This is a genomic window from Pseudomonas sp. P9_31 (assembly GCF_034008235.1).
Taxonomy (GTDB): Bacteria; Pseudomonadota; Gammaproteobacteria; order Pseudomonadales; family Pseudomonadaceae; genus Aquipseudomonas.
In genome coordinates this window covers 919,460-943,169 of sequence record NZ_CP125375.1, presented here as the reverse complement: position 1 = coordinate 943,169, position 23,710 = coordinate 919,460, and the positions used below count along the sequence as shown (strand labels likewise).

Below are 23,710 nucleotides of genomic sequence, written 5' to 3'. Positions count from 1 at the left end.
GCTTAGACAAAGCGCCAGCTCCAGGCCGAGCGGGTCAAAATCAATGTTTTCAAGGAATGTTTCGCAAAAGGTTACGCAACCCCCTAAACTCCAAACCGCGCGGCTGGAACTAATAACCGGCCCACTGGCACCATTAGGGGCCAGCACCCTGTCCATTGGCATGCACACAAAAGAGAACATAGCTATGAAACGGATTCTTCTCGGTACTCTCTTCACCGCTGTATCCATCAACGCCATGGCTCAGGCGCCAGGCGGTCCGGACTGCGGTTGGGGCAACATGCTGTTCGAAGGTCAGCGTGGCACCCCGGCACACTTCCTGGCATCCACCACCAACGGCACTTCCGGTAACGCAACCTTCGGTATGACCTCCGGTACCAACGGTTGCTCGACCAATGCGGCGCTGACCTATGGCGGCAAATCCTGGATCGCCATGAATGGCATGATGAACGAGCTGTCCGAAGACATGGCCAAAGGTCAGGGCGAAGCGCTGACCACTTACGCCGTGGTCCTGGGCGTGGCGCCGGAAGACCGTGCGCATTTCGCCGCGGTGGCTCATCAGCACTTCCAGCAGATTTTCAGCAAAGCTGATGTGACCGCTGAAGACGTGCATACCAACACCCTGGCCGTATTGAAGAACGATCCTCGTCTGGCCAAGTACGCCACTCAAGCATAAGCTCGACCCGCCCCGCTCCTTTCTGGGAGCGGGTTTTGTTTTTTGGACCTGACCCCTTGGTCTTTGTTTTCTTCGAGTTCAAGTAGCCTCCTATGCTCAAACGCCTTGCCTGGCTGGCGCTCTGTGTCTGCGCCCCGCTGTCCGGCGCGCCACACATCGACAATCAACGTTTGCAGCACTTGGCCAACGACCCCTTCTGGATTTCCCTGGGCCATTACGAAACCGCCAAGCTCGGTGGCTGGCGCAGTTACGTCAGCGACAAGAAGTTCTTCCTCGCCCCCGATGGTAACGAACACCCCGACCGTGAACTGGCGGCGACCGTGCAGGCACTGTATGCCCCGGCCAGTGCCGGCGAGCAGCATGCGCAATGCGTCTATCCGGCCCGCACCCGCTGGTTGAGGGCGCAGCTTGAGCTGAGCGGTCTGCCGACGCCGGACTGCACTGAGTTCAAGCAGTGGTTCAAGGACGTTTCGCCCCACAGTGCGGTGATGATTTTCCCGGCGGCCTACCTGAACAGCCCGTCGTCGATGTTCGGTCACACGTTGCTACGCATCGATCAGGCCGATGTGCAGAGCGACAAGACGTCGCTACTCAGTTACGCGATCAACTTCGGCGCCTACATCGAAGGTTCGGACAACAGCATTCTGTACGCCTGGAAAGGCTTGATGGGCGGTTATCCGGGGCTGTTTGCCCTGGTGCCCTACCAGGAAAAGCTCTCGGAATACCGTAGCCTCGAGAACCGCGATCTGTGGGAATACCGCCTGAATCTGACCCAGCAGGAAACCGAGCGCATGGTCGAGCACGTCTGGGAACTCAAACAGATCCAGTTCGACTACTTTTTCTTCGACGAAAACTGCTCTTATCGCCTGCTTGAGCTGCTGCAAGTGGCGCGGCCGGGCCTGAAGTTGACCGAGCAATTCCCGTTGACCGCCATTCCCACCGACACGGTCAAAGCGGTGAAACAGGCCGGGCTGGTGGAATCGATTGAATATCGCCCGTCCCGCGAGCGTGAGCTGCTGAGCCGCGCAGAACCGTTGACCGCTGAAGAACAGGACTGGGTGCTAAAGCTCAGTGCCGATCAGAAGCAATTGCAGGCCCCGGCGTTCAAGGCTCAGCCTCGCGACCGTCAGGCGTTGATCATCGATGCGGCTTACCGCCTGGAACGTTATCGCGCCAACGGCCAGGAACGTGACCCGCAACGGGCGCAGCGCAGTTTCGAATTGCTGCGCGCAATCAATCAAAACCCGCCTCCGGAACTGGACATTGCGCAACCTGACTTGCCCGAAGACGGCCACGAATCCCGTACCTGGCAGGCCGGCATCGGCACCCGGGGCGACAAGGCCTTCGGCGAATATGGCCTGCGCATGGCCTATCACGACCTCAACGACAACGCCGAAGGCTTCCCGCTTGGCGCGCAGATCGAAATCCTGCAGATGAAGCTGCGCCAATACGAAGGTAATCACTGGCAGTTGCAGCAACTGGACCTGGCGACCATCCGCTCCCTGACCCCGCGCAACGCGCTCTTGCAGCCGTTGTCGTGGCAAGTCACCGGCGGCCTGGAGCGCGTGCCGGGCAAGCACGATGACGAAACCCTGGTCAGCCATGTCAACGGTGGCGGCGGCGGAACCTGGCAACTGGGTGACGACATGCTCGGGTTCGCCTTGGGCACCGTTCGCGTGGAGCACAACAATGACTTCGCGGGCTTCATCGCCCCGGCGGCGGGCTTTAACAGCGGCCTGCTGTGGAAAAACCCGCTGGGCAATTTCAGCCTGGAAGCCAAGGGCGATTACTTCACCAATGGCGAAGTGCGCCGGGGCGTAAGCTTGAATCAGCAGTGGGAGTTGTCACGCAACCTCGGTTTGCGTCTGAGCGCCCAACGCGAATTCAGCCACCTGGCTTCACCCGAAAACGAGGTGATGCTTGAAGTGAAGTGGTATCACTATTGACGCAAATCCCTTGTGGGAGTGGGCTTGCTCGCTCCCACATTGAATCCTTGTTCACCCACGGATTAATCACTGCCCTTTCACAGACACTCGACAAATCCGCTTCTAGACTTCCCTTATAGGCCGTTGAACGGTCCAGGAGTCCAAGATGTGGCGTTGCGTGGGTGTGTTGGGGTTGTTGGTATTGATCACGGGGTGCCAGTCGACCCATGAAGATCTGATCAGCAAGGGTTATCCACCGGCATTCGCCGACGGCTTCGATGACGGTTGCAGCAGTGGCCGGCAGGCCGCCGGGGCAATCACTGGCGAGTTTCGCAAAAACGTCCCACGTTACCTCAAGGACAAGCAATACGCCGAAGGCTGGACCGATGGCTTCCGTCAGTGCCAGGCCATGCGCGAAAACGAGGATCGAAACAAGTACAGGGAACGCCATTGGGACGAGCGCGAACGGGCCTGGCAACAGCAGAAAGACCGGGACGCCGCGCGAGCCTATCGCTCGCAATAAGTCGTTTACAGACATTCGTCGAAACTTAAAGCCTGCGACCATGGCCCAAACCCTATAACGGGAGAAAAGCATGAGTCGTGCCTTCGTCAATGAAGATAACGCCGCCGCGCAAGCCGATCAGCCAGTCGAACGGCAGGTCAGCGCGCAGCCCAATTACGTCACGCCAGCCGGTTTCGCACAGCTTCAGGCGAAAGTCGACGAGCTGCAAAACCTGCTCGATCAGGAAAGCGCCAAAGGTGACCTGGCCGATAAGCAGCGCCAGGCCGACCTCGATCGCGACTGGCGCTACTTCAAGCAGCGCCTGCAAAGCGCCCAGGTGGTCGCACTGGCTTCCTCGACCGATAAAGTGCAGATCGGCAACTGGGTGACATTTGCCGACGAACACGATCATGAACAGCGCGTGCAATTGGTCGGAGAAGACCAGGCGGATGCCGCCCATGGGCTGATCAATTGGAGCTCGCCGCTGGGGCGAGCATTGCTTGGGGCGCAAGTGGGCGATGACGTGTTGTGGAAGCGGCCGGCGGGGGATTTGGTGATTGAGGTTCTTACGATAGAGATCGGGTGATATCGAGGCCGCCATCGCGAGCAGGCTCGCTCCCACAGGGGATTTGTATTGGCCACAAATATTCAGTTCACTGAAGATCAAATGTGGGAGCGAGCCTGCTCGCGATAGCTGCGACTCGGTCTTCCTGAAACCCATAAAAAACGGAGCCCCGAAGGCTCCGTTTTTTTATGCAACCAACCTGAAGTCAGGCCAGTTTCTTGTGCCGTACGCGGTGCGGCTGGGAAGCCGCTTCGCCGAGGCGTTTCTTGCGATCGGCTTCGTACTCGGTGTAGTTGCCTTCGAAGAACACGGCTTGCGAGTCGTCTTCGTACGCCAGGATGTGAGTTGCGACGCGGTCAAGGAACCACCGATCGTGAGAGATCACAATGGCGGCGCCCGGGAAGTCCAGCAAGGCTTCTTCCAGGGAACGCAGGGTTTCAACGTCGAGGTCGTTGGACGGTTCGTCGAGCAGCAGGACGTTGCCGCCCTCTTTCAGGGTCAGGGCCAGATGCAAGCGACCACGCTCACCGCCGGACAGGTCCTTGACGAACTTCTGCTGATCGCCGCCCTTGAAGTTGAAACGGCCAACGTAGGTGCGCGACGGGATCTCGTAGCTGCCGATGCGAATCTGGTCGGAACCGTCGGAGATCTGCTGGAACACCGTTTTGCTGCCATCCAGGTCTTCACGGCTTTGATCCACGCATGCCAGTTGCACGGTTTCGCCGACTTCGATGCTGCCCGAATCCGGCGTTTCCTTGCCCATCAGCATGCGGAACAGCGTCGATTTACCGGCACCGTTACCGCCGATCACACCAACGATGGCGCCTTTAGGCATGGAGAACGACAGGTTGTCGATCAACACGCGATCGCCGTAGCCCTTGCTGACGTTCTTGAATTCGATGACCTTGTCGCCCAGGCGCGGACCGGCCGGGATGTAGATCTCGTTGGTTTCGCTGCGCTTCTGGAATTCCTGCGATTGCATTTCTTCGAAGCGTTGCAGACGAGCCTTGGATTTGGACTGGCGGGCCTTGGCGCCTTTGCGCACCCACTCCAGTTCTTCCTTCATGGCCTTTTCGTGGGCCGACTGCTGCTTGGATTCGGCCGCCAGACGATCGGACTTGGCTTCGAGCCAACCCGAATAGTTGCCCTCGTACGGGATACCGGCACCACGGTCGAGCTCGAGGATCCAGCCGGCGACGTTGTCCAGGAAGTAGCGGTCGTGCGTGATCGCAACCACGGTGCCCGGGAAGTCGTGCAGGAAATGCTCCAGCCAGGCGACAGAATCGGCGTCCAGGTGGTTGGTCGGTTCGTCGAGCAGCAGCATGTCCGGGGCGGACAGCAGCAGACGGCACAGGGCCACACGGCGCTTTTCACCACCGGAGAGGTGTTCGACCCTGGCGTCCCAGGCCGGCAGACGCAGTGCATCGGCGGCGACTTCCAGTTGGCGATCCAGGTTGTGACCGTCGCTGGCCTGCAGGATGGCTTCGAGTTTGGCCTGTTCGGCAGCGAGCTTGTCGAAGTCGGCATCCGGATCAGCGTAAGCGGCGTAGACCTCGTCCAGGCGCGCCTGGGCATCCTTGATCACGCTGACCGCTTCCTCGACCACTTCTCGCACGGTCTTGGTCGGGTCCAGAATGGGTTCTTGCGGCAGGTAGCCGATGTTCAGGTCCGGCATCGGACGGGCTTCACCGTCGAACTCGGTGTCGACGCCCGCCATGATTTTCAACAGGGTGGATTTACCCGAACCGTTGAGGCCGAGTACGCCGATCTTGGCGCCAGGGAAGAACGACAGCGAAATGTTTTTCAGGATTTCCCGCTTCGGCGGAACAACTTTGCCCAGCCGATGCATGGTGAAGACGTATTGAGCCATGGAGAACCTAGGGTCAGTGACTGATGAATGATTAGAGCGCAGGCAATGCCCGGCCAGGCCATGCGCGTCGTTCGATTGATGGGTATCAAGGCGTGCGCGCTGAAAAAACCTGAGTCTAGGAGCTGGAACGCTCCCGCGTAACCGGCAAAGCTACCTGATTGACGGAAGGCAGTCCAGCCGAGCGGGACTGGCACTTCGCCACAACTCAAGGCATGCTAGCCGCCCTTCGGGCGCCCGGCTTATAGTGCACGTCGCGCCAGTCCAGCCAAACCGCAGGATTACAGTTTGTCCAATGTCACTCCGCCACCGTTCGTTAGCGCACTTGATTCTGCGAGCGGCTCCCCCCTGCGCGGAACATTGAAGGGTGCGCTGGCGACCCTCGTGCTGTTGCTGCTCGCCCTCCTGTTCTGGCAGCTCCTGGATCAGCTTCGCGAAACCCAGAAAAACCAGCGCCAGTACACCATCGACTACACCGCCGATCTGGCTTCGCAAGTCAGCCTGAACATGGCGCTCAATGCCCAGATCGCCCTTAATTTGCTACCGATCATCGAACAACCGCAAAGCGCCGACGAACAGCAGGCGTTGCTGCTCAAACTGCAACAATCGCTGCCCGACCTGCGCAGCCTGGCACTGCTCAGCCCCTCCGGAAAGATTCTCAGCGACAGCGCCGTCGACAGCCCGGACGCCAGCTACCTGAGCGAACTGGTACTGCGCAGCCGCGCCCAGGCCCACTATTTCAGCAATGCTGACGACGGCTCGGTGGTGCACCTGCTCCTGCATCAGGCCAGCGGCAGTTCCCGCGGCTATTGGGCCCTGCGCCTGACGCCAACGTTTTTCGCTTCACTGACCAAACAGGGCGACACCGGCATTCGCCCCCTGTGGCTGGTGGAGAACCGCATCAATCATCAAATCATCAGCCGTGAGGATGCCCTGCCCTCGGCCAAGCCGACGGTGTTGACACCCGATGAACTGGCCAACAGCGTGCTGACCGTTCCTCTGAGCAGCAGCGACTGGCAACTGCGCGGGCTGTTCGACCGGCAACAGGTGCTCGAGCAACTGCTGCCGGCGTTTATCGGCAAATGCCTGCTGGGCCTGGCCTTCTCTCTGCTACCGTTCATCGCGCTGCTGAACATTCGTCGCCGTCAACGCCAGCTGCACGAAGGCCGCCGACGCTATCAGGACATTTTCGAAGGCACCGGCGTTGCGTTATGCGTGCTCGACCTGTCCGGGCTTAAAAGTATTTTCGACAAGGCTCAACTCAACAGCAGCGAGCAGTTGAAGGCCTGGCTCGACACACCGGAGCAACGCCAGCAACTGCTGCAGGAACTGCGCATCACCGAGGTCAATCAGGTTGCCCTGCAACTGCTCAACGTCAATTCTTGCGATCAGGCCTGGAAACTGCTGATCGACGGCTGTCCGCTGGACTGCACGACCATCGGCAATCAAGTGCTCGACGCAGTGCTCCACCAGCAGAAACAGCTTGAGCTGGAAATCAAACTCCAGGACGCCGATCGCCGCGACCAGCACCTATGGCTGGTGTTGCGCCTGCCAGAAGATCAGGCCGACTATAGAGCGGTGATCCTGAGCATCAGCGACATCACTAGCCGTAAGCTCATCGAACTGTCGCTGCTGGAGCGTGAAGGGTTCTGGTCCGACGTGGTGCGCACCGTGCCGGATCACCTGTATGTGCAGGATGTGATCAGCCAGCGGATGATCTTCAGCAACCACCATCTGGGGCAGACGCTGGGTTACAACCGCACCGAGCTGCACCAGATGGGCGAGTACTTCTGGGAAATCCTCTTGCACCCCGAAGATGCCGACCATTACCACCGCTCACGCCAATCCCAGCGTCAAGCCGGTTACACCCAATTGCTGCAGTGCCAGCTGCGTTTCCGTCATCGCAACGGCAAATGGCGGCGTTTCGATATACGCGAACAGGCCTTGGCGCGAGACAAGCACGACCAGGTCACACGCATCATCGGCGTGGCCAAGGACATCACCGAACAGATCGAAGCCAGCGAGTCTCTGCGCGATAGCGAGCAGCGTTACCGGATGCTCGCCGAAAGCATCAGCGACGTGATTTTCTCCACCGACAGCAAGATGGCGCTCAATTACGTTAGCCCTTCGGTGCAAGCCGTGCTGGGCTTCGACGCCGACTGGATATTCCAGAACGGCTGGCAATCGACCATCGCAAACCCGCAACAACTGAGCGGCATCTACAGCCTGATGGACCGGGTCAGCAAAGCGCTGGATAAACCCGATCAACTGGCACTGCTGCGCAGTCAGGTACAGACCCAACTGTTTTTGTTCGACTGCCTGCGGGCCGACGGACGCAAGATTCCCATCGAGTTGCGTCTGGTGCTGGTCTGGGACGAACACGGTGCCTTCGAAGGCGTGCTCGGGGTCGGTCGCGACATCAGCCAGCAACGCCGGGCCGAGAAAGACCTGCGCATGGCAGCCACGGTATTCGAGCACTCGACCTCGGCGATTCTGATCACTGACCCGGCCGGCTACATCGTCCAGGCCAACGAGGCCTTCAGTCGCGTCAGCGGCTATGCGGTGTCCCAGGTCCTCGATCAGCTGCCGAACATGCTCACCGTCGACGAGCAGCAGGAAGCTCATCTGCGCTATGTGCTCAAGCAATTGCATCAGCACAGCACCTGGGAAGGCGAAGTCTGGCTCAAGCGCCGCAATGGTGAGCATTACCCGGCCTGGGTCGGGATTACGGCGGTGCTCGACGACGAAGGCGACCTGGCCAGTTACGTGTGTTTCTTCAGCGACATCAGCGAACGCAAGGCCAGTGAACAACGAATTCACCGCCTCGCCTATTACGATGCCCTGACCCACCTGCCCAACCGCACGCTGTTCCAGGATCGCCTGCACACCGCGCTGCAATCGGCCGAACGGCAGAAGTCCTGGGTGGTGCTGATGTTCCTCGACCTGGACCGCTTCAAGCCGATCAACGACTCCCTGGGCCACGCCGCCGGCGACCGCATGCTCAAGGAAATGGCCACGCGCCTGCTCGATTGCGTCGACGATGACGACACCGTGGCGCGCATGGGCGGCGATGAGTTCACCCTGCTGCTGCAACCGCGGGTCAACCGGGAGATTGCATTGAACCGGGCGATTCATGTGGCCGAACAGATCCTCGCCAGCCTGGTGAAACCGTTCGTACTGGAAGGCCGCGAATTCTTCGTCACCGCCAGTATCGGCATCGCCCTGAGCCCTCAGGACGGCAGCGAACTCAGTCAGCTGATGAAAAACGCCGACACTGCGATGTACCACGCCAAGGAGCGTGGCAAAAACAACTTCCAGTTCTATCAGGCCGACATGAACGCCAGTGCCCTGGAGCGCCTGGAGCTGGAAAGCGACTTGCGCCATGCCCTGGAGCAAAACGAATTCGTGCTGTATTACCAACCGCAATTCAGCGGCGACGGCAAACGCCTGACCGGCGCCGAAGCCCTGCTGCGCTGGCGCCACCCGCGACGCGGTCTGGTGCCGCCGGGGGATTTCATTCCGGTGCTCGAAGAACTCGGCCTGGTAGTGGATGTCGGCGACTGGGTGATCAGCGAAGCCTGCCGTCAGCTCAAGACCTGGCACCAGGCCAAGGTGCGGGTACCGAAGGTTTCGGTGAATATTTCGGCCCGGCAGTTCTCCGACGGGCAGCTCGGCACGCGGATCGCCACGATTCTCAAGGAAACCGGCCTGCCGCCGGCGTGCCTGGAGCTGGAACTGACCGAAAGTATTCTGATGCGCGAAGTCAGCGAGGCGATGCAGATCCTCGCCGGGTTGAAAAACCTCGGCTTGAGCATCGCGGTCGACGACTTCGGCACCGGTTATTCATCGCTCAACTACCTCAAGCAATTCCCGATCGACGTGCTGAAAATCGACCGCACTTTCGTCGACGGCCTGCCCTCGGGCGAACAGGATGCGCAGATTGCCCGGGCGATCATCGCCATGGCTCACAGCCTCAATCTGGCGGTGATCGCCGAGGGTGTGGAAACCCACGAGCAGCTCGACTTCCTGCGTGAGCATGGTTGCGATGAGGTTCAGGGGTATCTGTTTGGACGTCCGATGCCGGCGAGTCGGTTTGAGGCGCAGTTCAGCAATGATGCGTTGTTCATGTTTGACTGAGTTTTTTGGGTGCCTCAGATGACGCCATCGCGAGCAGGCTCGCTCCCACATTTGGAATGCTTTCCCCTGTGGGAGCGAGCCTGCTCGCGATGAGGCCAGCAAGATCACCGCTGATGCCCTCATGAACACCACTTGTCTGCGACATGATGTCCTTTCATATGCCATCTAAAACCCATTGGGTTAGAATGCCCCCCTTTTCTGCCCCGATCCTTGAGGACCGCCATGTTCAGCCGTGATTTGACTATTGCCAAGTTCGACGCCGACCTTTTTGCCGCCATGGAGCAAGAAGCTCAGCGCCAGGAAGAACACATTGAGCTGATCGCTTCGGAAAACTACACCAGCCCTGCGGTAATGGAAGCTCAAGGCTCGGTATTGACCAACAAGTACGCCGAAGGCTACCCGGGCAAGCGCTACTACGGTGGTTGCGAGTTCGTCGACGTGGTTGAGCAACTGGCCATCGACCGTGCCAAAGAACTGTTCGGCGCCGATTACGCCAACGTTCAGCCCCACGCCGGTTCGCAAGCCAACAGCGCCGTTTACCTGGCCCTGCTGCAAGCAGGCGACACCATTCTGGGCATGAGCCTGGCCCACGGCGGTCACCTGACCCACGGTGCCAGCGTTTCGTCCTCCGGCAAGCTGTACAACGCCGTTCAGTACGGTATCGACGCCAACGGCCTGATCGACTACGACGAAGTCGAGCGTCTGGCGGTCGAGCACAAGCCGAAAATGATCGTGGCCGGTTTCTCTGCCTACTCGCAGATTCTGGATTTCCCGCGTTTCCGTGAAATCGCCGACAAGGTTGGCGCCTACCTGTTCGTCGACATGGCCCACGTGGCCGGTCTGGTCGCCGCTGGCGTCTACCCGAACCCGGTTCCTTTCGCTGACGTCGTGACCACCACCACCCACAAGACCCTGCGCGGTCCACGTGGCGGTCTGATCCTGGCTCGCGCCAACGCCGACATCGAGAAGAAGCTGAACTCCGCAGTATTCCCGGGCGCCCAGGGTGGCCCGCTGGAGCACGTAATCGCTGCCAAGGCGATCTGCTTCAAGGAAGCGCTGCAGCCTGAGTTCAAGATCTACCAGCAACAAGTGGTGAAAAACGCCCAGGCCATGGCCGGCGTATTCATCGAGCGCGGTTTCGACGTGGTGTCGGGCGGTACTCAGAACCACCTGTTTCTGCTGTCGCTGATCAAGCAGGAAATCTCCGGTAAAGACGCCGACGCCGCACTGGGTAAAGCGTTCATCACCGTGAACAAGAACTCGGTACCGAACGATCCACGCTCCCCGTTCGTCACCTCCGGTCTGCGTTTCGGTACGCCGGCAGTGACCACTCGCGGCTTCAAGGAAGCCGAGTGCAAAGAGCTGGCCGGCTGGATCTGCGACATCCTGGCTGACCTGAACAACGAAGCGGTGATCGACGCCGTTCGTGAGAAGGTCAAGGCCATCTGCAAAAAGCTGCCGGTATACGGCGCTTGATTGCACCGCTAAACCGTAGCAATGAAAAAACCGGCCAGTGATGGCCGGTTTTTTTTCGTCCGCAAATTCCTCCTGTAAGAGCTGCCGAAGGCTGCGATCTTTTGACTTTTGCGTCCAATAGACCGATGAAGAACAAGATCAAAAGATCGCAGCCTTCGGCAGATCCTACGCGGCGCTGGCCACTGGTCAGACCGGTCATGCCAATTTTACTGTTACCACTTGTAATCCTGAAAAAACCCAGCGTAGACTGCGCCTGCACTGGACATACCGGTAAGACCACAATAATTAAGTCCTGAATCTGATGCGTTCAAGCGCACGGCAGCCAGGACACCGACCAGGATTCCTCCCATGCTCAGATGGTGCTCGCGCTCAATCTTCCTTCAAGTGGTTCTCGGACTGGTGCTCGGCATCATCTGCGGGCTGGCCCTTCCCGAATACTCCGCCCAACTCAAACCGCTGGGCGACGGTTTCATCAAACTGATCAAGATGCTCATTGGTCTGATCGTGTTCTGCGTGGTGGTCAGCGGCATCAGCGGTGCCGGTGACCTGAAGAAGGTCGGTCGTATCGGCCTGAAATCGGTGATCTACTTCGAAATACTGACCACCATCGCGCTGGTGATCGGTCTGGTGTTCGCCTTCACTACCGGCATCGGCAGCGGCGCGAACATTCATCTGGAGCAGCTCTCCGCCGCCGACATGGGCGACATCGCCCAGCGCGGTCAGCACATGCAAACCACCTCCCAGTTCCTGATGAACCTGATCCCGACCTCGGTAATCGGCGCCTTCGCGGACAACAACATTCTGCAAGTCCTGCTGTTTTCGGTGTTGTTCGGCAGTGCGTTGAATCTGGTGGGCGAAGCAGCGTCGGGTATTTCCCGGCTGATCAATGAGCTGAGCCACGTAATCTTCCGCATCATGGGTATGATCGTGCGTCTGGCGCCGATCGGTGTGTTCGGCGCCATCGCTTTCACCACCAGCAAATATGGCCTGGATTCGCTACAGCACCTGGGCAGCCTGGTCGGTCTGTTTTATCTGACCTGCGTGGCGTTTGTGACATTGATTCTCGGCCTGGTGATGCGCCTTTCGGGCTTGAAGATGTGGCCGTTGCTCAAGTACCTGCGTGAAGAACTGCTGATCGTCATGGGCACCGCCTCTTCCGACGCCGTGCTGCCACAAATCATGCGCAAGCTTGAGCATCTGGGCATTGGCAGCTCCACGGTCGGGCTGGTGATTCCAACCGGGTACTCGTTCAACCTTGATGGTTTTTCGATCTACCTGACCCTGGCCATCGTCTTCATCGCCAATGCCACCGGCACGCCGCTGGCCATGACCGACTTGCTGACGATTCTGCTGGTGTCGCTGATCACCTCCAAAGGCGCCCACGGGATTCCCGGCTCGGCGCTGGTGATTCTCGCAGCGACTCTGACGGCGATCCCGGCGATTCCGGTGGTCGGTCTGGTATTGGTGCTGGCGGTGGACTGGTTCATGGGCATCGGCCGGGCGCTGACCAACCTGATCGGTAACTGCGTTGCCACCGTGGCCATCGCCCGTTGGGAAAAAGACATCGATATCCAACGCGCGAACAAAGTGCTGTCGGGCCAGCAGGGTTATACCTTCCAGCCGAGAAAGCCTGTCGGCCCGGTGCATCAACAAGAATTCTGAATAATCGCCGTGCCTGCCTACGGGCAGGCACGGTCATCAATCGTTATGGATGCTCATGGAGCGAACAGTGATCACCACATCAACCGTCGTCAATTCAGTCGTAGAAAAACTTCGGGCCGCTCTGGCCCGTGGTCAGTGGCGTTCCGGCGAGATGCTGCCAGGGCAACGTGAGCTGGCCGAACAACTTGGCATCAGCCGCCCGAGCCTGCGTGAAGCGGTGATCGTGCTGGAAACCCTCGGGCTGGTGCGCTCCATGCCGGGCAAAGGCGTGGTGGTGCTGGAAGCCAATCTCAACGACAGCCAAAGCCACGACAGCGCGGTCGCCGGGGCGAGCCTGGAAGACGTGCTGCAACTGCGCTACACCCTCGAGCCATTCATTGTCGGCCTGGTGGCGCAGTCGATCAGCAGCAAGGAAGTCGGGCAACTGCGCCTGACCCTGATGGACATGCGCGAAGCGCTGGAGGCCAGCGACAGCGAGGCCGGTATGAACGCCTACATCGCGTTCCACGAAGAGTTGTTCACGCTGACCTCGAACCCGATTTTCCAGAGCGTGGTGCAGCAAACCAGTAATGCCCTCAAGCAAAGCGCCGATGTGCTGCGCAATTCGCCTGAGCACCTGGCGGAACGCCTTGAAGAAAATGAAGCCGTGGTGCGTGCCATTCGCAGCAAGAACAGCGCCCAGGCCAGCGCCGAGATGCGTCGGCACATCCTTCGGGAAGGCCAACGGATGGGCATCGAATTGAACATCCCGGACGACCACCTCGGCAGTTGACCCCCTCTTCGAACTGGAGACAGGCCATGAACAGCTTCGCCTCACCACATATTTTCACTGCCCTGCCATTCTCCCGAACGGACACCGGGAAACCGCCAGCGGATGATCTCTATTCACGGATCTTCGACGCCATTCTCGAACAGCGCATCCATGCAGCCAGTCGTTTTACCGAAGACAGCCTGGCGCAGATGTTCAGCGCTCGACGCAGTGACATTCGTGGCGTACTGACGCAGTTGTCCCATCAGCAGATCATTATCCTTCGGACCAATCATCGTCCCCGAGTCGCCGCGCCCGATGTCGAGCAGACTCGGCAGACGCTGCATGCCCGACGACTGACCGAAATCACGCTGGTTCGACTGGCCTGCCAGCAACCTCGCCCACAGGACCTGAAACGCCTGCGCGCCTTGATCGAAAGTGAACGCCAATGCACAGCGCGTGGTCCGGCCATTCGATTGTCAGGGGAGTTTCATCTGCAACTGGCCGAAATGGCGGGGAACGCACCGTTGGCGCATTTTCTCGGCAGCCTGGTGCCGCTGACTTCGTTGGCGATTGCTCAGGTAGGCGGTTATTGCACGTGGCACGAGCACACGGAGATTGTCGATGCAGTGGAGCGTGGGGATGTTGTGATGGCCGAAATATTGATGAACCGGCACCTGGATCATCTTGAGGAGGTATTGCTGAACTCTGGATCGGTAGTCAGCCAAAATCGTGTTGCCGGTTAGATCGCCATCGCGAGCAGGCTCGCTCCCACATTTGAAATGCATCCCCCTGTGGGAGCGAGCCTGCTCGCGATGGCGGCATCAGGCTCGCTGAAAATGTCGGGGCTTACTCTGCCGCGACCCGGGCAAACCCCTCACGAATCTTCTCTTCCGGCAACTCATCGGCAATGAACACGATCACACTTTCGCGCGTGTCGTCGTCCGCCCATTCGGTATCCCAGTCGAAACCGTACAACTTCAGCACGCCCTGAAACACCATGCGTCGCGGCTCGCCAAGGATGTTCAACACACCTTTATAGCGTAGCAATTGCTTGCCATGGTCTTCCAGCAGCTCATTCATGAACTCGCTGAGTTTGTCGATATCCAGCGGTTTATCGGTGCGCAGCACCAGGCTGGAAATGCGGTCGATGGACGGTGCCTTGCTCACCGGGCGCAAGCTCACGCCACCACCGAGGTCAGCATTGAGGTTGAAACCGCGTACATCGAGCAGTTCGGCCAGGTCGATCTTGCCGTGATCGACCACACGAATAGGCGCGCGGCGATTGATGCGGGTCAGGCGCTCGCTGAGGGCGGTGAAGGTCGGCTCGTCCACCAGATCGCGTTTGCTCACCAGCAAGCGGTCAGCGAAACCGATCTGCGCCTGGGCGATGGTCTGGGTCAGGTGAGCGTCGGCGTGGGCTGCGTCCACCAGGGTAATGATGCCGTCGAGGATGTATCGCTCGCGCAATTCTTCGTCAATGAAGAAGGTCTGCGCCACTGGCGCCGGGTCGGCCAGACCGGTGCATTCGATCACCAGACGATCGAAGGCGATTTCGCCGCTGTCCAGGCGCTCCAGCAGCAGGTACAGCGCTTTGGTCAAATCGGTATGGATGGTGCAGCAAACGCAGCCGTTGGACAGCGTCATCACTTGTACCGGCTCATCGCCCAACAGTTGGGTGTCGATGCCGGCATCACTGAATTCGTTTTCGATCACGGCGATTTTCAGGCCGTGCTCGGCTTTGAGCAGGTGGCGCAGCAGCGTGGTTTTTCCCGCGCCGAGAAAGCCACTGAGGATTGTTACTGGAATGGGAGAGGACAAACGGGTTCTCCTGTTTCACAAAGTTAAGAAACTACACAAAACACATGTGGGAGCGGGCTTGCCCGCGAAGAGGTCATGCCAGTCGACATTAATGTTGAATGACACACCGCTTTCGCGAGCAAGCCCGCTCCCACAGGGATTGCATCAGCCAGGCTGTCGGGTCAACAGCACTTCGGTCCACCCTTGCCACCGTAACGAGCCTCCTGACGTTCGCGAAAGAACATCTCGTAGCTCATCACCGGCTTGTCCGGGTGTTTGGTTTGCATATGCTCGACGTAGTTATCGTAATCGGGCATACCGACCATCAGGCGCGCGGCCTGACCGAGGTATTTACCCAGGCGACTCAGGTCATTGAACATGCTGCACTCCTCGATCAAGCATCCGGCTGAGCCTGGAATGGCGCTTCTTTATCCGTACGTTCTTTTTTGCCCCAGGCGGCGATACCGACCTTGAGCGCATAGAACAGGATGCTGAACACCACGAACAGGAACAGCGCGGTCAGCGTTGCGTTGGTGTAGGCGTTGAAGATCACATGCTGCATCTGCTCGATGCTCTTGGCCGGGGCCAGGACCTGCCCGTTGGCCAACGCATCGCTGTACTTCTTGGCCAGCGCCAGGAAGCCGATTGCCGGGTTGGCATCGAACAGCTTGATGAAGCCGGCGGTGGTGGTGCAGATCAGCAGCCACACGGCTGGCAGCATGGTCACCCACACATAGCGTTGGCGTTTCATTTTGATCAGCACAACGGTCGCCAACATCAGCGCGATACCGGCCAGCATCTGGTTGGAGATACCGAACAGCGGCCACAAGGTGTTGATCCCGCCCAATGGATCGATCACGCCTTGGTACAGCAGGTAACCCCACATTGCCACGCAACCGGCGGTGGCGATCAGGTTGGCGGTCCAGGATTCGGTGCGTTTGAGCGCCGGCACGAAGGAACCGAGCAAGTCTTGCAGCATGAAACGTCCGGCACGGGTACCGGCGTCCACTGCGGTCAGGATGAACAGCGCTTCGAACAGAATCGCGAAGTGGTACCAGAACGCCATGGTGTTTTCACCCGGCAGAACGTGGTGCAGGATCTGCGCGATACCGACCGCCAGGGTCGGCGCACCGCCGGCGCGGGCCAGGATGGTGGTTTCACCGATGTCCTTGGCCACCGCTTGCAGCGCTTCCGGGGTAATCGCGAAACCCCAGCCGCTGACGGCTTGTGCCACCGCCACCACGTCACCACCGACGATTGCCGCCGGACTGTTCATGGCGAAGTACACGCCCGGCTCAATCACCGAAGCGGCAACCATTGCCATGATGGCCACGAAGGATTCCATCAGCATGCCGCCGTAACCGATGTAACGGGCGTTAACCTCGTTATCCAGCAACTTCGGCGTGGTGCCGGAGGAGATCAGTGCATGGAAACCGGACACTGCGCCACAGGCGATGGTGATGAACAGAAACGGGAACAACCCACCCTTCCACACCGGCCCGGTGCCGTCGATGAACTGGGTCAATGCCGGCATTTTCAGCTCGGGCATGGTGATCAGAATGCCGATCGCCAGCGCGACAATGGTGCCGATTTTCAGGAAAGTAGACAGGTAGTCACGCGGTGCCAGAATCAGCCACACCGGCAACACTGCTGCCACAAAACCGTAGCCGATCAGCATCCAGGTGATCTGGATCCCGGTGAAGCTGAATGCTTTGGCCCACACCGGGTCAGCAGCAATCTGCCCGCCCAGCCAGATCGAACCCAGCAGCAATGCCACGCCGATCACCGAAATTTCACCGATGCGGCCCGGACGGATGTAGCGCATGTAGATGCCCATGAACATCGCGATCGGGATGGTCGCCATCACCGTGAAAATACCCCACGGGCTTTCGGCCAGGGCTTTGACCACGATCAGCGCCAGCACCGCGAGGATGATGATCATGATCAGGAAGCAGCCAAACAGCGCGATGGTTCCGGGGATGCGGCCCATTTCTTCACGGACCATGTCGCCCAGGGAACGGCCATTGCGGCGGGTGGACATGAACAGCACCATGAAGTCCTGAACCGCACCGGCCAGCACCACGCCGGCAATCAGCCACAGCGTGCCGGGCAGGTAGCCCATCTGCGCCGCCAATACCGGACCGACCAGCGGCCCCGCGCCGGCGATAGCCGCGAAGTGGTGACCGAAAAGAATGTGTTTGTTGGTCGGCACATAGTCCAGACCGTCATTGTTGAGCACGGCGGGTGTAGCCCGACGCGGATCGAGTTGCATCACATTGTTAGCGATGAACAGGCTGTAGTAGCGGTAAGCGACCAGATAAATGGCCACGGCGGCGACCACGATCCACAAGGCGTTGATCGCCTCGCCTCGGCGCAATGCCACTACGCCCAGGGCGCACGCTCCCAGGATTGCCAGCAGCAGCCAGGGTAAGTGGCGTAGCAGGCTATTATTATTTTTCATTTTATGATTCCAGCCAGAGTGGACAAGAAAGACAGCCATCCCGAGTTTAGCGCTACTGGCCTCAAAGGCCACCCCCAACGTTGGTCTAGACCCTGTCTTGCTGGCAGGCTTTAACAATGCGGGTCTATAGTCAGCGGACATTCAGAGGATTGCACCATGAGTGAACACCTTGCTGATCGCCGCCGCTTCAAACGTATTGCGTTCGATGCTCGATCCGAGCTGAGCCAAGGAGAATTCATCTGGCCGGTGAAGCTGATCGACCTGTCGCTCAAAGGGTTGTTGATCGAGCGGCCCGAGCCATGGCTGGGAAATCGGCAGCAGGCGTTCTCGGTCGACATTCATCTGAGCAATGACATCGAGATCAAAATGGATATGGAGCTGACCCATGAAGATCAGGGGCAGCTCGGGTTTGTCTGCAAACACATAAGTCTGGAATCGATTGAGCGCCTGCGGCGTTTGATCGAGTTCAACCTGGGCGATCCGCAAGAGCTGGAGCGCGAACTGGGCGCACTCATCGAAATCTGAAAACGCCGCAATACCCAGTGGGAGCCGGGCTTGCCCGCGATGGCTATTTTAGTCCCACCACAAATGTCGACGGACAAACCGCTATCGCGGGCAAGCCCGGCTCCCACAGGATTGTGTGTTGCTTGCAGCTATTCGAACAACGCATCGAGCGCCTGTTCCAGGCGGGTCACGGCAATAATCTGCAACCCCGGTGGTGCCTCTTTGGGCGCGTTGCCCTTGGGCACGATGGCGCGCTTGAAGCCGTGCTTGGCCGCCTCTTTCAAGCGCTCCTGGCCACTCGGTACCGGGCGCACTTCACCCGACAACCCGACTTCACCAAACACCAGCAGATCATGGGGCAGTGGCCGGTTGCGCAAACTGGACATGACCGCCGCCATCAAGGCCAGGTCGGACGCTGTTTCCAGAACCTTCACGCCGCCGACCACGTTGAGGAACACGTCCTGATCGTGAGTCGGAATGCCGCCATGGCGGTGCAGCACCGCCAGCAACATCGCCAATCGATTCTGATCCAGCCCCAGCGTTACCCGGCGCGGGTTGGCCAAATGGCTGTCATCCACCAAGGCCTGGACTTCCACCAGCATCGGTCGGGTGCCTTCCCACGTTGCCATGACCACGCTGCCCGGGACTTCTTCCTGAGCGCGGGTGAGAAAAATTGCCGAAGGGTTGGAGACTTCTTTCAGGCCCTTGTCGGTCATGCCGAACACGCCCAATTCATTCACCGCGCCGAAACGGTTTTTCACCGCCCGCAGCAGACGCAGGCGCCCATCGGATTCGCCTTCGAAATACAGAACGGTATCGACCATGTGCTCCAGCACTCGGGGGCCGGCCAACGCGCCTTCTTTGGTGACATGGCCCACGAGGAAAATCGCCGTGCCGCTTTGTTTGGCGTAACGCACCAGCAACGCCGCACTTTCGCGCACCTGGGAAACGCCCCCGGGTGCCGATTGCAGTTGTTCGGTGAAGATCGTCTGAATCGAGTCGATCACCATCACCTTGGGCTTTTCCTGCCGGGCGGTGGCGATGATGGTTTCGATGCAGGTTTCGGTCATCACCCGCAGTTGATCCTGAGGCAAGCCGAGCCGCCGGGCGCGCATGGCCACTTGCTGCTGAGACTCTTCGCCGGTGACATACAGCGCCGGCATGCTCTTGGCGAGGTTGCACAAGGTTTGCAACAGAATGGTCGACTTGCCGATGCCGGGATCACCACCGATCAACACCACCGAGCCATCCACCAGGCCGCCGCCCAGTACGCGATCGAGCTCACTGGACGCTGTGGAGAAACGCGGAATCTCTTCGACGCTGACTTCGGCCAGGGTCTTGATCTGTGCCTGCTGGCCGGTCCAACCGGTGCGACCACTGGGGGCTGAGGCGCCGCCACTCTCCACCATGGTTTCGGTCAGCGTGTTCCAGGCCCCGCATTCGCCGCACTGGCCGGCCCACTTGGGGAAGGTTGAACCGCACTCGGTGCAGCCGTACATGCGCTTGGCCTTGGCCATCTGAACTCCCGGCAAAAACCGCGATGATAGCTCAGCTGGCACGGATCAGCGCGGCGCCGCCGTGTGGATTTCACCGCTGGCCAGACGCGCGGCACTGTTACCCAGTGGATCTTGAGCGTTCATGTCCGCGCCTTTGGCCTTGAGTGCGTCGAGCAACTCGACGCGCTTGAACAAGCCGGCGTACATCGCGGCAGTTTGTCCTGCACCATTACGTTGGTCGGGGCTGCAATGGGTGGACAGCAAGGTTCTGGCGATCTGCACTTCGCCTTTGAAAATCGCGCCCATCAGCGCCGTGTTGCCGCGTTGATCCTGAGCGCAGGCGTCCGCGCCGGCGGCGAGCAAACGCTCCACGGCGGCACTCTGGCCATGATAGGCCGCCAGAATCAGTGCGGTGTAACCCTTGCTGTCGCGGGTATCGAGGGAATAGCCGGCCTCGATGAAGGTCTCGAGCATCGGCACATCACCGCGTCGAGCAGCATCGAAGTAGTAATCCTGTAATTGGGTTTTCAGCGCCTCGGGGTCCTGCGAGACTTGCGTGCCGGGTCCGGCGAGCACACTGACTAACCAGCACGCCAGAAACACAGACAGATAAATACGCATGGCAACGCTCCTTGATCAGACGGGACCTCGCGTGAGGCCCCGCTTCAGACAGATAGATCAATCGACCAGTTTGGCTGCCAGTGCCTTGACTCGGGCCAGATCACCCTTGGCCACCTTGGTCACCCCTGTCCCGTATTCCGGGTCGGCCTTATAGAGAAAGGACAGGATGATGTGCTTGCTCTCGTCATCGGTGGTGGCCAGGGAGCCGCCGAAGCTGTCGATCAGATCCAGACGTTCCTTCTGGTTGAACGAACGATACAGATCGCCGGCCTGCTTGAAGTTCTGCTCACGCTGAATCTTCGCCTGCTGCGTGCTGCCCGACAGGGTCGACTGGCTGTAACGCGCGGTTTGCGGCTCTTCACGGGGCAGCAAACGACTTGGCTGGTAATTCACGCCCGTGCTGCTGGCGCCAGTGTTCATTGCGCCATCCTGATTACCGTTGTTCACGGTAATTTTGGGGGCGTTGATTGGCAGTTGCAGAGCATTGGCCCCCAGACGATACAGTTGGGTATCGGCATACGAGAACACTCGTCCCTGCAACAAGCGATCTTCCGAAGGTTCGATACCCGGAACTAAATTGGCTGGCGCCATGGCCACTTGTTCGGTTTCCTGAAAAACATTCGCCGGATTACGGTTCAACACCATTTGTCCAACTTTTCGTTCAGGAACACCGGGCCAGATTTTGGTGGCGTCCAATGGATCGAAATCAAACTTGGACAAATCTTGAGGTTTTAGAACCTGGACGTACAAGTCCCACTTTGGAAAGTCACCCTTGTTAATGTGAGCGACCAAGTCATTAGTCATATGACTGTAATCTTTACCTTGAACACCGGCAACTTCTTTGGGGTCGAGATTTTTTATCCCCTGCAAACTTTTCCAGTGAAACTTTACATAGTTAACTTCACCTTTGGCGTTAACCAACTTGTAGGCATGTACACCATTGCCGTCCATCTCCCGATAACTGGCCGGCGTGCCGGAGTTGGAATACAACTCGGTCAAGGTGCGAGTGGCTTCAGGAACATGGGAGAAGAAGTCGAAACGGCGGGAGTCGTCGTCAAGGTTGGTGCGCGGGTCCGGCTTGAAGGCGTGGACCATATCTGGAAACTTGATGGCGTCGCGAATGAAGAAAGTCGGGAAATTGTTGCCGACCAGGTCCCAGTTGCCGTCTGCGGTGTAGAACTTGGTGGCGAAACCACGCGGGTCACGCAAGGTTTCCGGCGAATGATTGCCGTGCACCACCGCAGAGAAACGCACGAATACCGGCGTGCTCTGGCCGCCGGCGAATACCTTGGCCTTGGTCAGGTCACTGAGGTCGTCGGTCACGGTGAACGTGCCATGGGCGCCAGTACCGCGGGCATGCACCACGCGTTCGGGAATGCGTTCACGGTCGAAACGCTGGAGTTTCTGGATCAATTGTACGTCTTGCAGCAGCACCGGCCCGGTCGCGCCGGCGGTTTGCGAGTTCTGGTTGTCGCCGACGGCAGCACCGTTATCGCGGGTCAACGTCGCGGCGTTGACGGAGAAGGACAGCAGGCTGGCGGTCAGAACGCCAAGGGTACGACGGAGGGGAAAAGCCCCGAGGCCAAGGGGAGTTGTCATGGATGTTTCCTCTGATTTTATAAGGCGCATCCAGGTGCGCACCACAGAGGCTAGTGACCCGAAGGCCAAAACATAAATAGAAATCCCGTACCGGGCCGATAGCGAAAAGGTTCTGGAAAGCCCGGCCTAGAGCGGGTAAACGCGCGCGATTGGTGGCACTTTGTAAACTTATTGCCAGAAGGCGGGTCGATAAGGGCAAGCATTGTAAGAAGGTGTTTCGAGCAGGAGCCGCCTTGCTGATTTACACTGCGTTCACCAACCTCATCTGTAACAAGGGAATAACCTATGGGCGTGATAAGTGAGTTCAAGGCCTTCGCGGTCAAAGGTAATGTGGTCGACATGGCCGTCGGTATCATCATCGGTGCCGCCTTCGGCAAAATCGTTACGTCGTTTGTCGGCGACGTGGTGATGCCGCCCATTGGTTTGCTGATCGGTGGGGTAGACTTCAGTGACCTGGCCTTTACGCTCAAGGCCGCCAACGGCGATGTCCCGGCAGTGATGCTGGCCTACGGTAAGTTCATCCAGAGCATGATCGACTTCATCATTGTCGCCTTCGCGATCTTCATGGGCGTCAAGGCCATCAACCGACTGAAACGCGAAGAAGCCGTTGCGCCAACCCTGCCGCCGGTTCCGACCAAGGAAGAAGAGCTGCTGAGCGAGATCCGCGATCTGCTCAAGGCTCAGAACAATCGGCCCTGATGACCGATTGCCCCAGAAACGGCGCCTCGGCGCCGTTTGTTTACCAGTAGTTTTCCACTGCCACTTGGCCAGGTCGTCGACTGAGGCTCAAGTGCATGTCCCGTTGTTTCAATAGCTGGCGCATGTCATCGATCATCTGTGGATTACCGCAGAGCATCACCCGCGACTGCTCGGCCGTCAGCGCTACACCGGCCGCCCGTTCCAGCTCACCACTTTCCATGAGCCTCGTGATCCGCCCATTCAAGGCCCCCGGATGCTGTTCACGGGTGACGGTCGTTATGAACTGCAGCTTGTGCGCGTACTCGGCCAGATAGTCACGCTGTGCCAGCCCCGTTATCAGTTCCTGGTACGCCAACTCCCGCGCTTCGCGCACGCTATAGACCAGGATGATGCGTTCGAATCTTTCCCAAACCTCGAAGTCCTGCAGGATCGACAGGAACGGCGCCAGGCCCGTACCTGTGGATAACAACCAGAGGTCACGGCCATCAACGAAGCGATCCAGCGTCAGATAACCAAAGGCCTGTCGGTCGACCAGCAGTGTATCGCCGACTTCCAGGCGGCTCAGCTCACTGGTGAATTCCCCTCCCGGCACAACAATGGAGAAGAACTCAAGGAACTCGTCATAGGGCGAAGACACCATGGAATAAGCCCGCCATACCGTACTGCCGTCTGCCTTGGTCACGCCCAGCCGGGCGAATTGCCCGCCGCGAAAACGAAAGCCCGGGTCCCTGGTGGTGCGCAGGGTGAACAGGTTTGGGGTCAATGGCTGGACCTCAAGCAAGGTCTGGCGAGTGAATTTTTCCGCACTGGCAGTCATGGGGCGCTCCATTCAACAGATAACCCCAGTGTCCCGCAAAGCAAGCAGCATAAACACCGGTGATTTGTAATGTCTTTTAGGCCACAAACCAAACAGCACAACAATAAAAATGATTACATCTGGCTTTGAGTCTGTTACTCCGTAGTAATAAAGAAGAA

19 protein-coding genes are annotated in these 23,710 nt (G+C 59.0%); 11 read left to right on the top strand and 8 right to left on the bottom strand.

Going from position 1 to position 23,710, the window contains the following annotated elements; translation table 11 throughout:
* The first annotated feature begins 184 nt into the window (after positions 1–184).
* The 4 genes from QMK51_RS04310 (at position 185) to QMK51_RS04295 (ending at position 3,686) form a co-directional block, all read left to right on the top strand.
* The gene (locus QMK51_RS04310; protein WP_258698997.1) at positions 185–673 is read left to right on the top strand and encodes a DUF3015 domain-containing protein; all 489 of its coding nucleotides are present in this window, start codon (positions 185–187) and stop codon (positions 671–673) included.
* 92 nt (positions 674–765) lie between these two features.
* Positions 766–2,619, top strand: coding sequence for a DUF4105 domain-containing protein (locus QMK51_RS04305; RefSeq protein ID WP_320393252.1), 1,854 nt, complete (start codon positions 766–768; stop codon positions 2,617–2,619).
* A gap of 145 nt (positions 2,620–2,764) precedes the next feature.
* The gene (locus tag QMK51_RS04300; protein WP_320393251.1) at positions 2,765–3,121 is read left to right on the top strand and encodes a hypothetical protein; all 357 of its coding nucleotides are present in this window, start codon (positions 2,765–2,767) and stop codon (positions 3,119–3,121) included.
* Between the two features lie 70 nt (positions 3,122–3,191).
* Positions 3,192–3,686 (top strand): GreA/GreB family elongation factor, encoded by a 495-nt coding sequence (locus QMK51_RS04295; RefSeq protein ID WP_258698994.1) that lies wholly within the window; start codon positions 3,192–3,194, stop codon positions 3,684–3,686.
* Positions 3,687–3,870: 184 nt separating this feature from the next.
* Here QMK51_RS04295 and ettA read toward each other — a convergent pair whose 3' ends face one another.
* Positions 3,871–5,535, bottom strand: a complete 1,665-nt coding sequence (ettA, locus tag QMK51_RS04290) for an energy-dependent translational throttle protein EttA (RefSeq protein WP_320393250.1) — start codon at positions 5,533–5,535, stop codon at positions 3,871–3,873.
* 285 nt (positions 5,536–5,820) lie between these two features.
* Here ettA and QMK51_RS04285 point away from each other — a divergent pair, with 285 nt between their 5' ends.
* From QMK51_RS04285 to QMK51_RS04265, 5 genes are all read left to right on the top strand, one after another.
* Positions 5,821–9,669: an EAL domain-containing protein gene (locus tag QMK51_RS04285; protein WP_320393249.1), complete on the top strand. Its 3,849-nt coding sequence runs from the start codon at positions 5,821–5,823 to the stop codon at positions 9,667–9,669.
* 222 nt (positions 9,670–9,891) lie between these two features.
* Positions 9,892–11,145, top strand: a complete 1,254-nt coding sequence (gene glyA, locus QMK51_RS04280) for a serine hydroxymethyltransferase (protein ID WP_320393248.1) — start codon at positions 9,892–9,894, stop codon at positions 11,143–11,145.
* 348 nt (positions 11,146–11,493) lie between these two features.
* On the top strand, positions 11,494–12,807 hold the full coding sequence (locus QMK51_RS04275; RefSeq protein ID WP_320393247.1) for a C4-dicarboxylate transporter DctA: 1,314 nt from the start codon (positions 11,494–11,496) through the stop codon (positions 12,805–12,807).
* Positions 12,808–12,874: 67 nt separating this feature from the next.
* The gene (locus QMK51_RS04270; RefSeq protein ID WP_320393246.1) at positions 12,875–13,579 is read left to right on the top strand and encodes a FadR/GntR family transcriptional regulator; all 705 of its coding nucleotides are present in this window, start codon (positions 12,875–12,877) and stop codon (positions 13,577–13,579) included.
* Between the two features lie 26 nt (positions 13,580–13,605).
* Positions 13,606–14,301, top strand: coding sequence for a GntR family transcriptional regulator (locus QMK51_RS04265; RefSeq protein ID WP_320393245.1), 696 nt, complete (start codon positions 13,606–13,608; stop codon positions 14,299–14,301).
* 103 nt (positions 14,302–14,404) lie between these two features.
* Here the strand turns inward: QMK51_RS04265 and yjiA are convergent, their stop codons facing one another.
* The 3 genes from yjiA to QMK51_RS04250 all read right to left on the bottom strand — a co-directional run bounded on the left by yjiA (position 14,405) and on the right by QMK51_RS04250 (position 17,816).
* Entirely contained in the window at positions 14,405–15,376 is a 972-nt protein-coding gene (yjiA, locus tag QMK51_RS04260; protein WP_258698988.1) for a GTPase, read from the bottom strand.
* 161 nt (positions 15,377–15,537) lie between these two features.
* Positions 15,538–15,735: a YbdD/YjiX family protein gene (locus QMK51_RS04255; protein WP_007895266.1), complete on the bottom strand. Its 198-nt coding sequence runs from the start codon at positions 15,733–15,735 to the stop codon at positions 15,538–15,540.
* Between the two features lie 14 nt (positions 15,736–15,749).
* A complete protein-coding gene (locus QMK51_RS04250) occupies positions 15,750–17,816 on the bottom strand; it encodes a carbon starvation CstA family protein (RefSeq protein ID WP_320393244.1) in 2,067 nt (688 codons plus the stop codon).
* A gap of 156 nt (positions 17,817–17,972) precedes the next feature.
* On the opposite strand from QMK51_RS04250, the gene QMK51_RS04245 reads away from it, so the two are divergent.
* On the top strand, positions 17,973–18,341 hold the full coding sequence (locus tag QMK51_RS04245) for a PilZ domain-containing protein (protein WP_258698986.1): 369 nt from the start codon (positions 17,973–17,975) through the stop codon (positions 18,339–18,341).
* 128 nt (positions 18,342–18,469) lie between these two features.
* Here the strand turns inward: QMK51_RS04245 and radA are convergent, their stop codons facing one another.
* The 3 genes from radA to katB are packed head-to-tail and all read right to left on the bottom strand — an operon-like array spanning position 18,470 to position 22,036.
* Positions 18,470–19,837 carry a DNA repair protein RadA gene (gene radA, locus QMK51_RS04240; protein ID WP_258698985.1) on the bottom strand — a complete coding sequence of 456 codons (1,368 nt, stop codon included), beginning with the start codon at positions 19,835–19,837 and terminating at the stop codon, positions 18,470–18,472.
* 45 nt (positions 19,838–19,882) lie between these two features.
* Positions 19,883–20,437, bottom strand: coding sequence for an ankyrin repeat domain-containing protein (locus QMK51_RS04235; RefSeq protein WP_258698984.1), 555 nt, complete (start codon positions 20,435–20,437; stop codon positions 19,883–19,885).
* Positions 20,438–20,494: 57 nt separating this feature from the next.
* Positions 20,495–22,036 (bottom strand): catalase KatB, encoded by a 1,542-nt coding sequence (gene katB, locus QMK51_RS04230; protein ID WP_258698983.1) that lies wholly within the window; start codon positions 22,034–22,036, stop codon positions 20,495–20,497.
* Positions 22,037–22,321: 285 nt separating this feature from the next.
* On the opposite strand from katB, the gene mscL reads away from it, so the two are divergent.
* Positions 22,322–22,735: a large-conductance mechanosensitive channel protein MscL gene (mscL, locus tag QMK51_RS04225; RefSeq protein ID WP_320393243.1), complete on the top strand. Its 414-nt coding sequence runs from the start codon at positions 22,322–22,324 to the stop codon at positions 22,733–22,735.
* A gap of 40 nt (positions 22,736–22,775) precedes the next feature.
* On the opposite strand, the gene QMK51_RS04220 is transcribed toward mscL, so the two are convergent.
* Complete coding sequence (locus QMK51_RS04220; protein ID WP_320393242.1) at positions 22,776–23,552, bottom strand: ferredoxin--NADP reductase; 777 nt, start codon at positions 23,550–23,552, stop codon at positions 22,776–22,778.
* Positions 23,553–23,710: the final 158 nt, after the last annotated feature.

What these genes read in the sequence shown, in the direction of transcription:
- QMK51_RS04310 (WP_258698997.1), top strand. Translation starts at nt 185, where the DNA reads ATGAAACGGATTCTTCTCGGTACTCTCTTCACCGCTGTATCCATCAAC.
- QMK51_RS04305 (WP_320393252.1), top strand. Translation starts at nt 766, where the DNA reads ATGCTCAAACGCCTTGCCTGGCTGGCGCTCTGTGTCTGCGCCCCGCTG.
- QMK51_RS04300 (WP_320393251.1), top strand. Translation starts at nt 2,765, where the DNA reads ATGTGGCGTTGCGTGGGTGTGTTGGGGTTGTTGGTATTGATCACGGGG.
- QMK51_RS04295 (WP_258698994.1), top strand. Translation starts at nt 3,192, where the DNA reads ATGAGTCGTGCCTTCGTCAATGAAGATAACGCCGCCGCGCAAGCCGAT.
- ettA (WP_320393250.1), bottom strand. Translation starts at nt 5,535, where the DNA reads ATGGCTCAATACGTCTTCACCATGCATCGGCTGGGCAAAGTTGTTCCG.
- glyA (WP_320393248.1), top strand. Translation starts at nt 9,892, where the DNA reads ATGTTCAGCCGTGATTTGACTATTGCCAAGTTCGACGCCGACCTTTTT.
- QMK51_RS04275 (WP_320393247.1), top strand. Translation starts at nt 11,494, where the DNA reads ATGCTCAGATGGTGCTCGCGCTCAATCTTCCTTCAAGTGGTTCTCGGA.
- QMK51_RS04265 (WP_320393245.1), top strand. Translation starts at nt 13,606, where the DNA reads ATGAACAGCTTCGCCTCACCACATATTTTCACTGCCCTGCCATTCTCC.
- QMK51_RS04255 (WP_007895266.1), bottom strand. Translation starts at nt 15,735, where the DNA reads ATGTTCAATGACCTGAGTCGCCTGGGTAAATACCTCGGTCAGGCCGCG.
- QMK51_RS04250 (WP_320393244.1), bottom strand. Translation starts at nt 17,816, where the DNA reads ATGAAAAATAATAATAGCCTGCTACGCCACTTACCCTGGCTGCTGCTG.
- QMK51_RS04245 (WP_258698986.1), top strand. Translation starts at nt 17,973, where the DNA reads ATGAGTGAACACCTTGCTGATCGCCGCCGCTTCAAACGTATTGCGTTC.
- radA (WP_258698985.1), bottom strand. Translation starts at nt 19,837, where the DNA reads ATGGCCAAGGCCAAGCGCATGTACGGCTGCACCGAGTGCGGTTCAACC.
- QMK51_RS04235 (WP_258698984.1), bottom strand. Translation starts at nt 20,437, where the DNA reads ATGCGTATTTATCTGTCTGTGTTTCTGGCGTGCTGGTTAGTCAGTGTG.
- katB (WP_258698983.1), bottom strand. Translation starts at nt 22,036, where the DNA reads ATGACAACTCCCCTTGGCCTCGGGGCTTTTCCCCTCCGTCGTACCCTT.
- mscL (WP_320393243.1), top strand. Translation starts at nt 22,322, where the DNA reads ATGGGCGTGATAAGTGAGTTCAAGGCCTTCGCGGTCAAAGGTAATGTG.
- QMK51_RS04220 (WP_320393242.1), bottom strand. Translation starts at nt 23,552, where the DNA reads ATGACTGCCAGTGCGGAAAAATTCACTCGCCAGACCTTGCTTGAGGTC.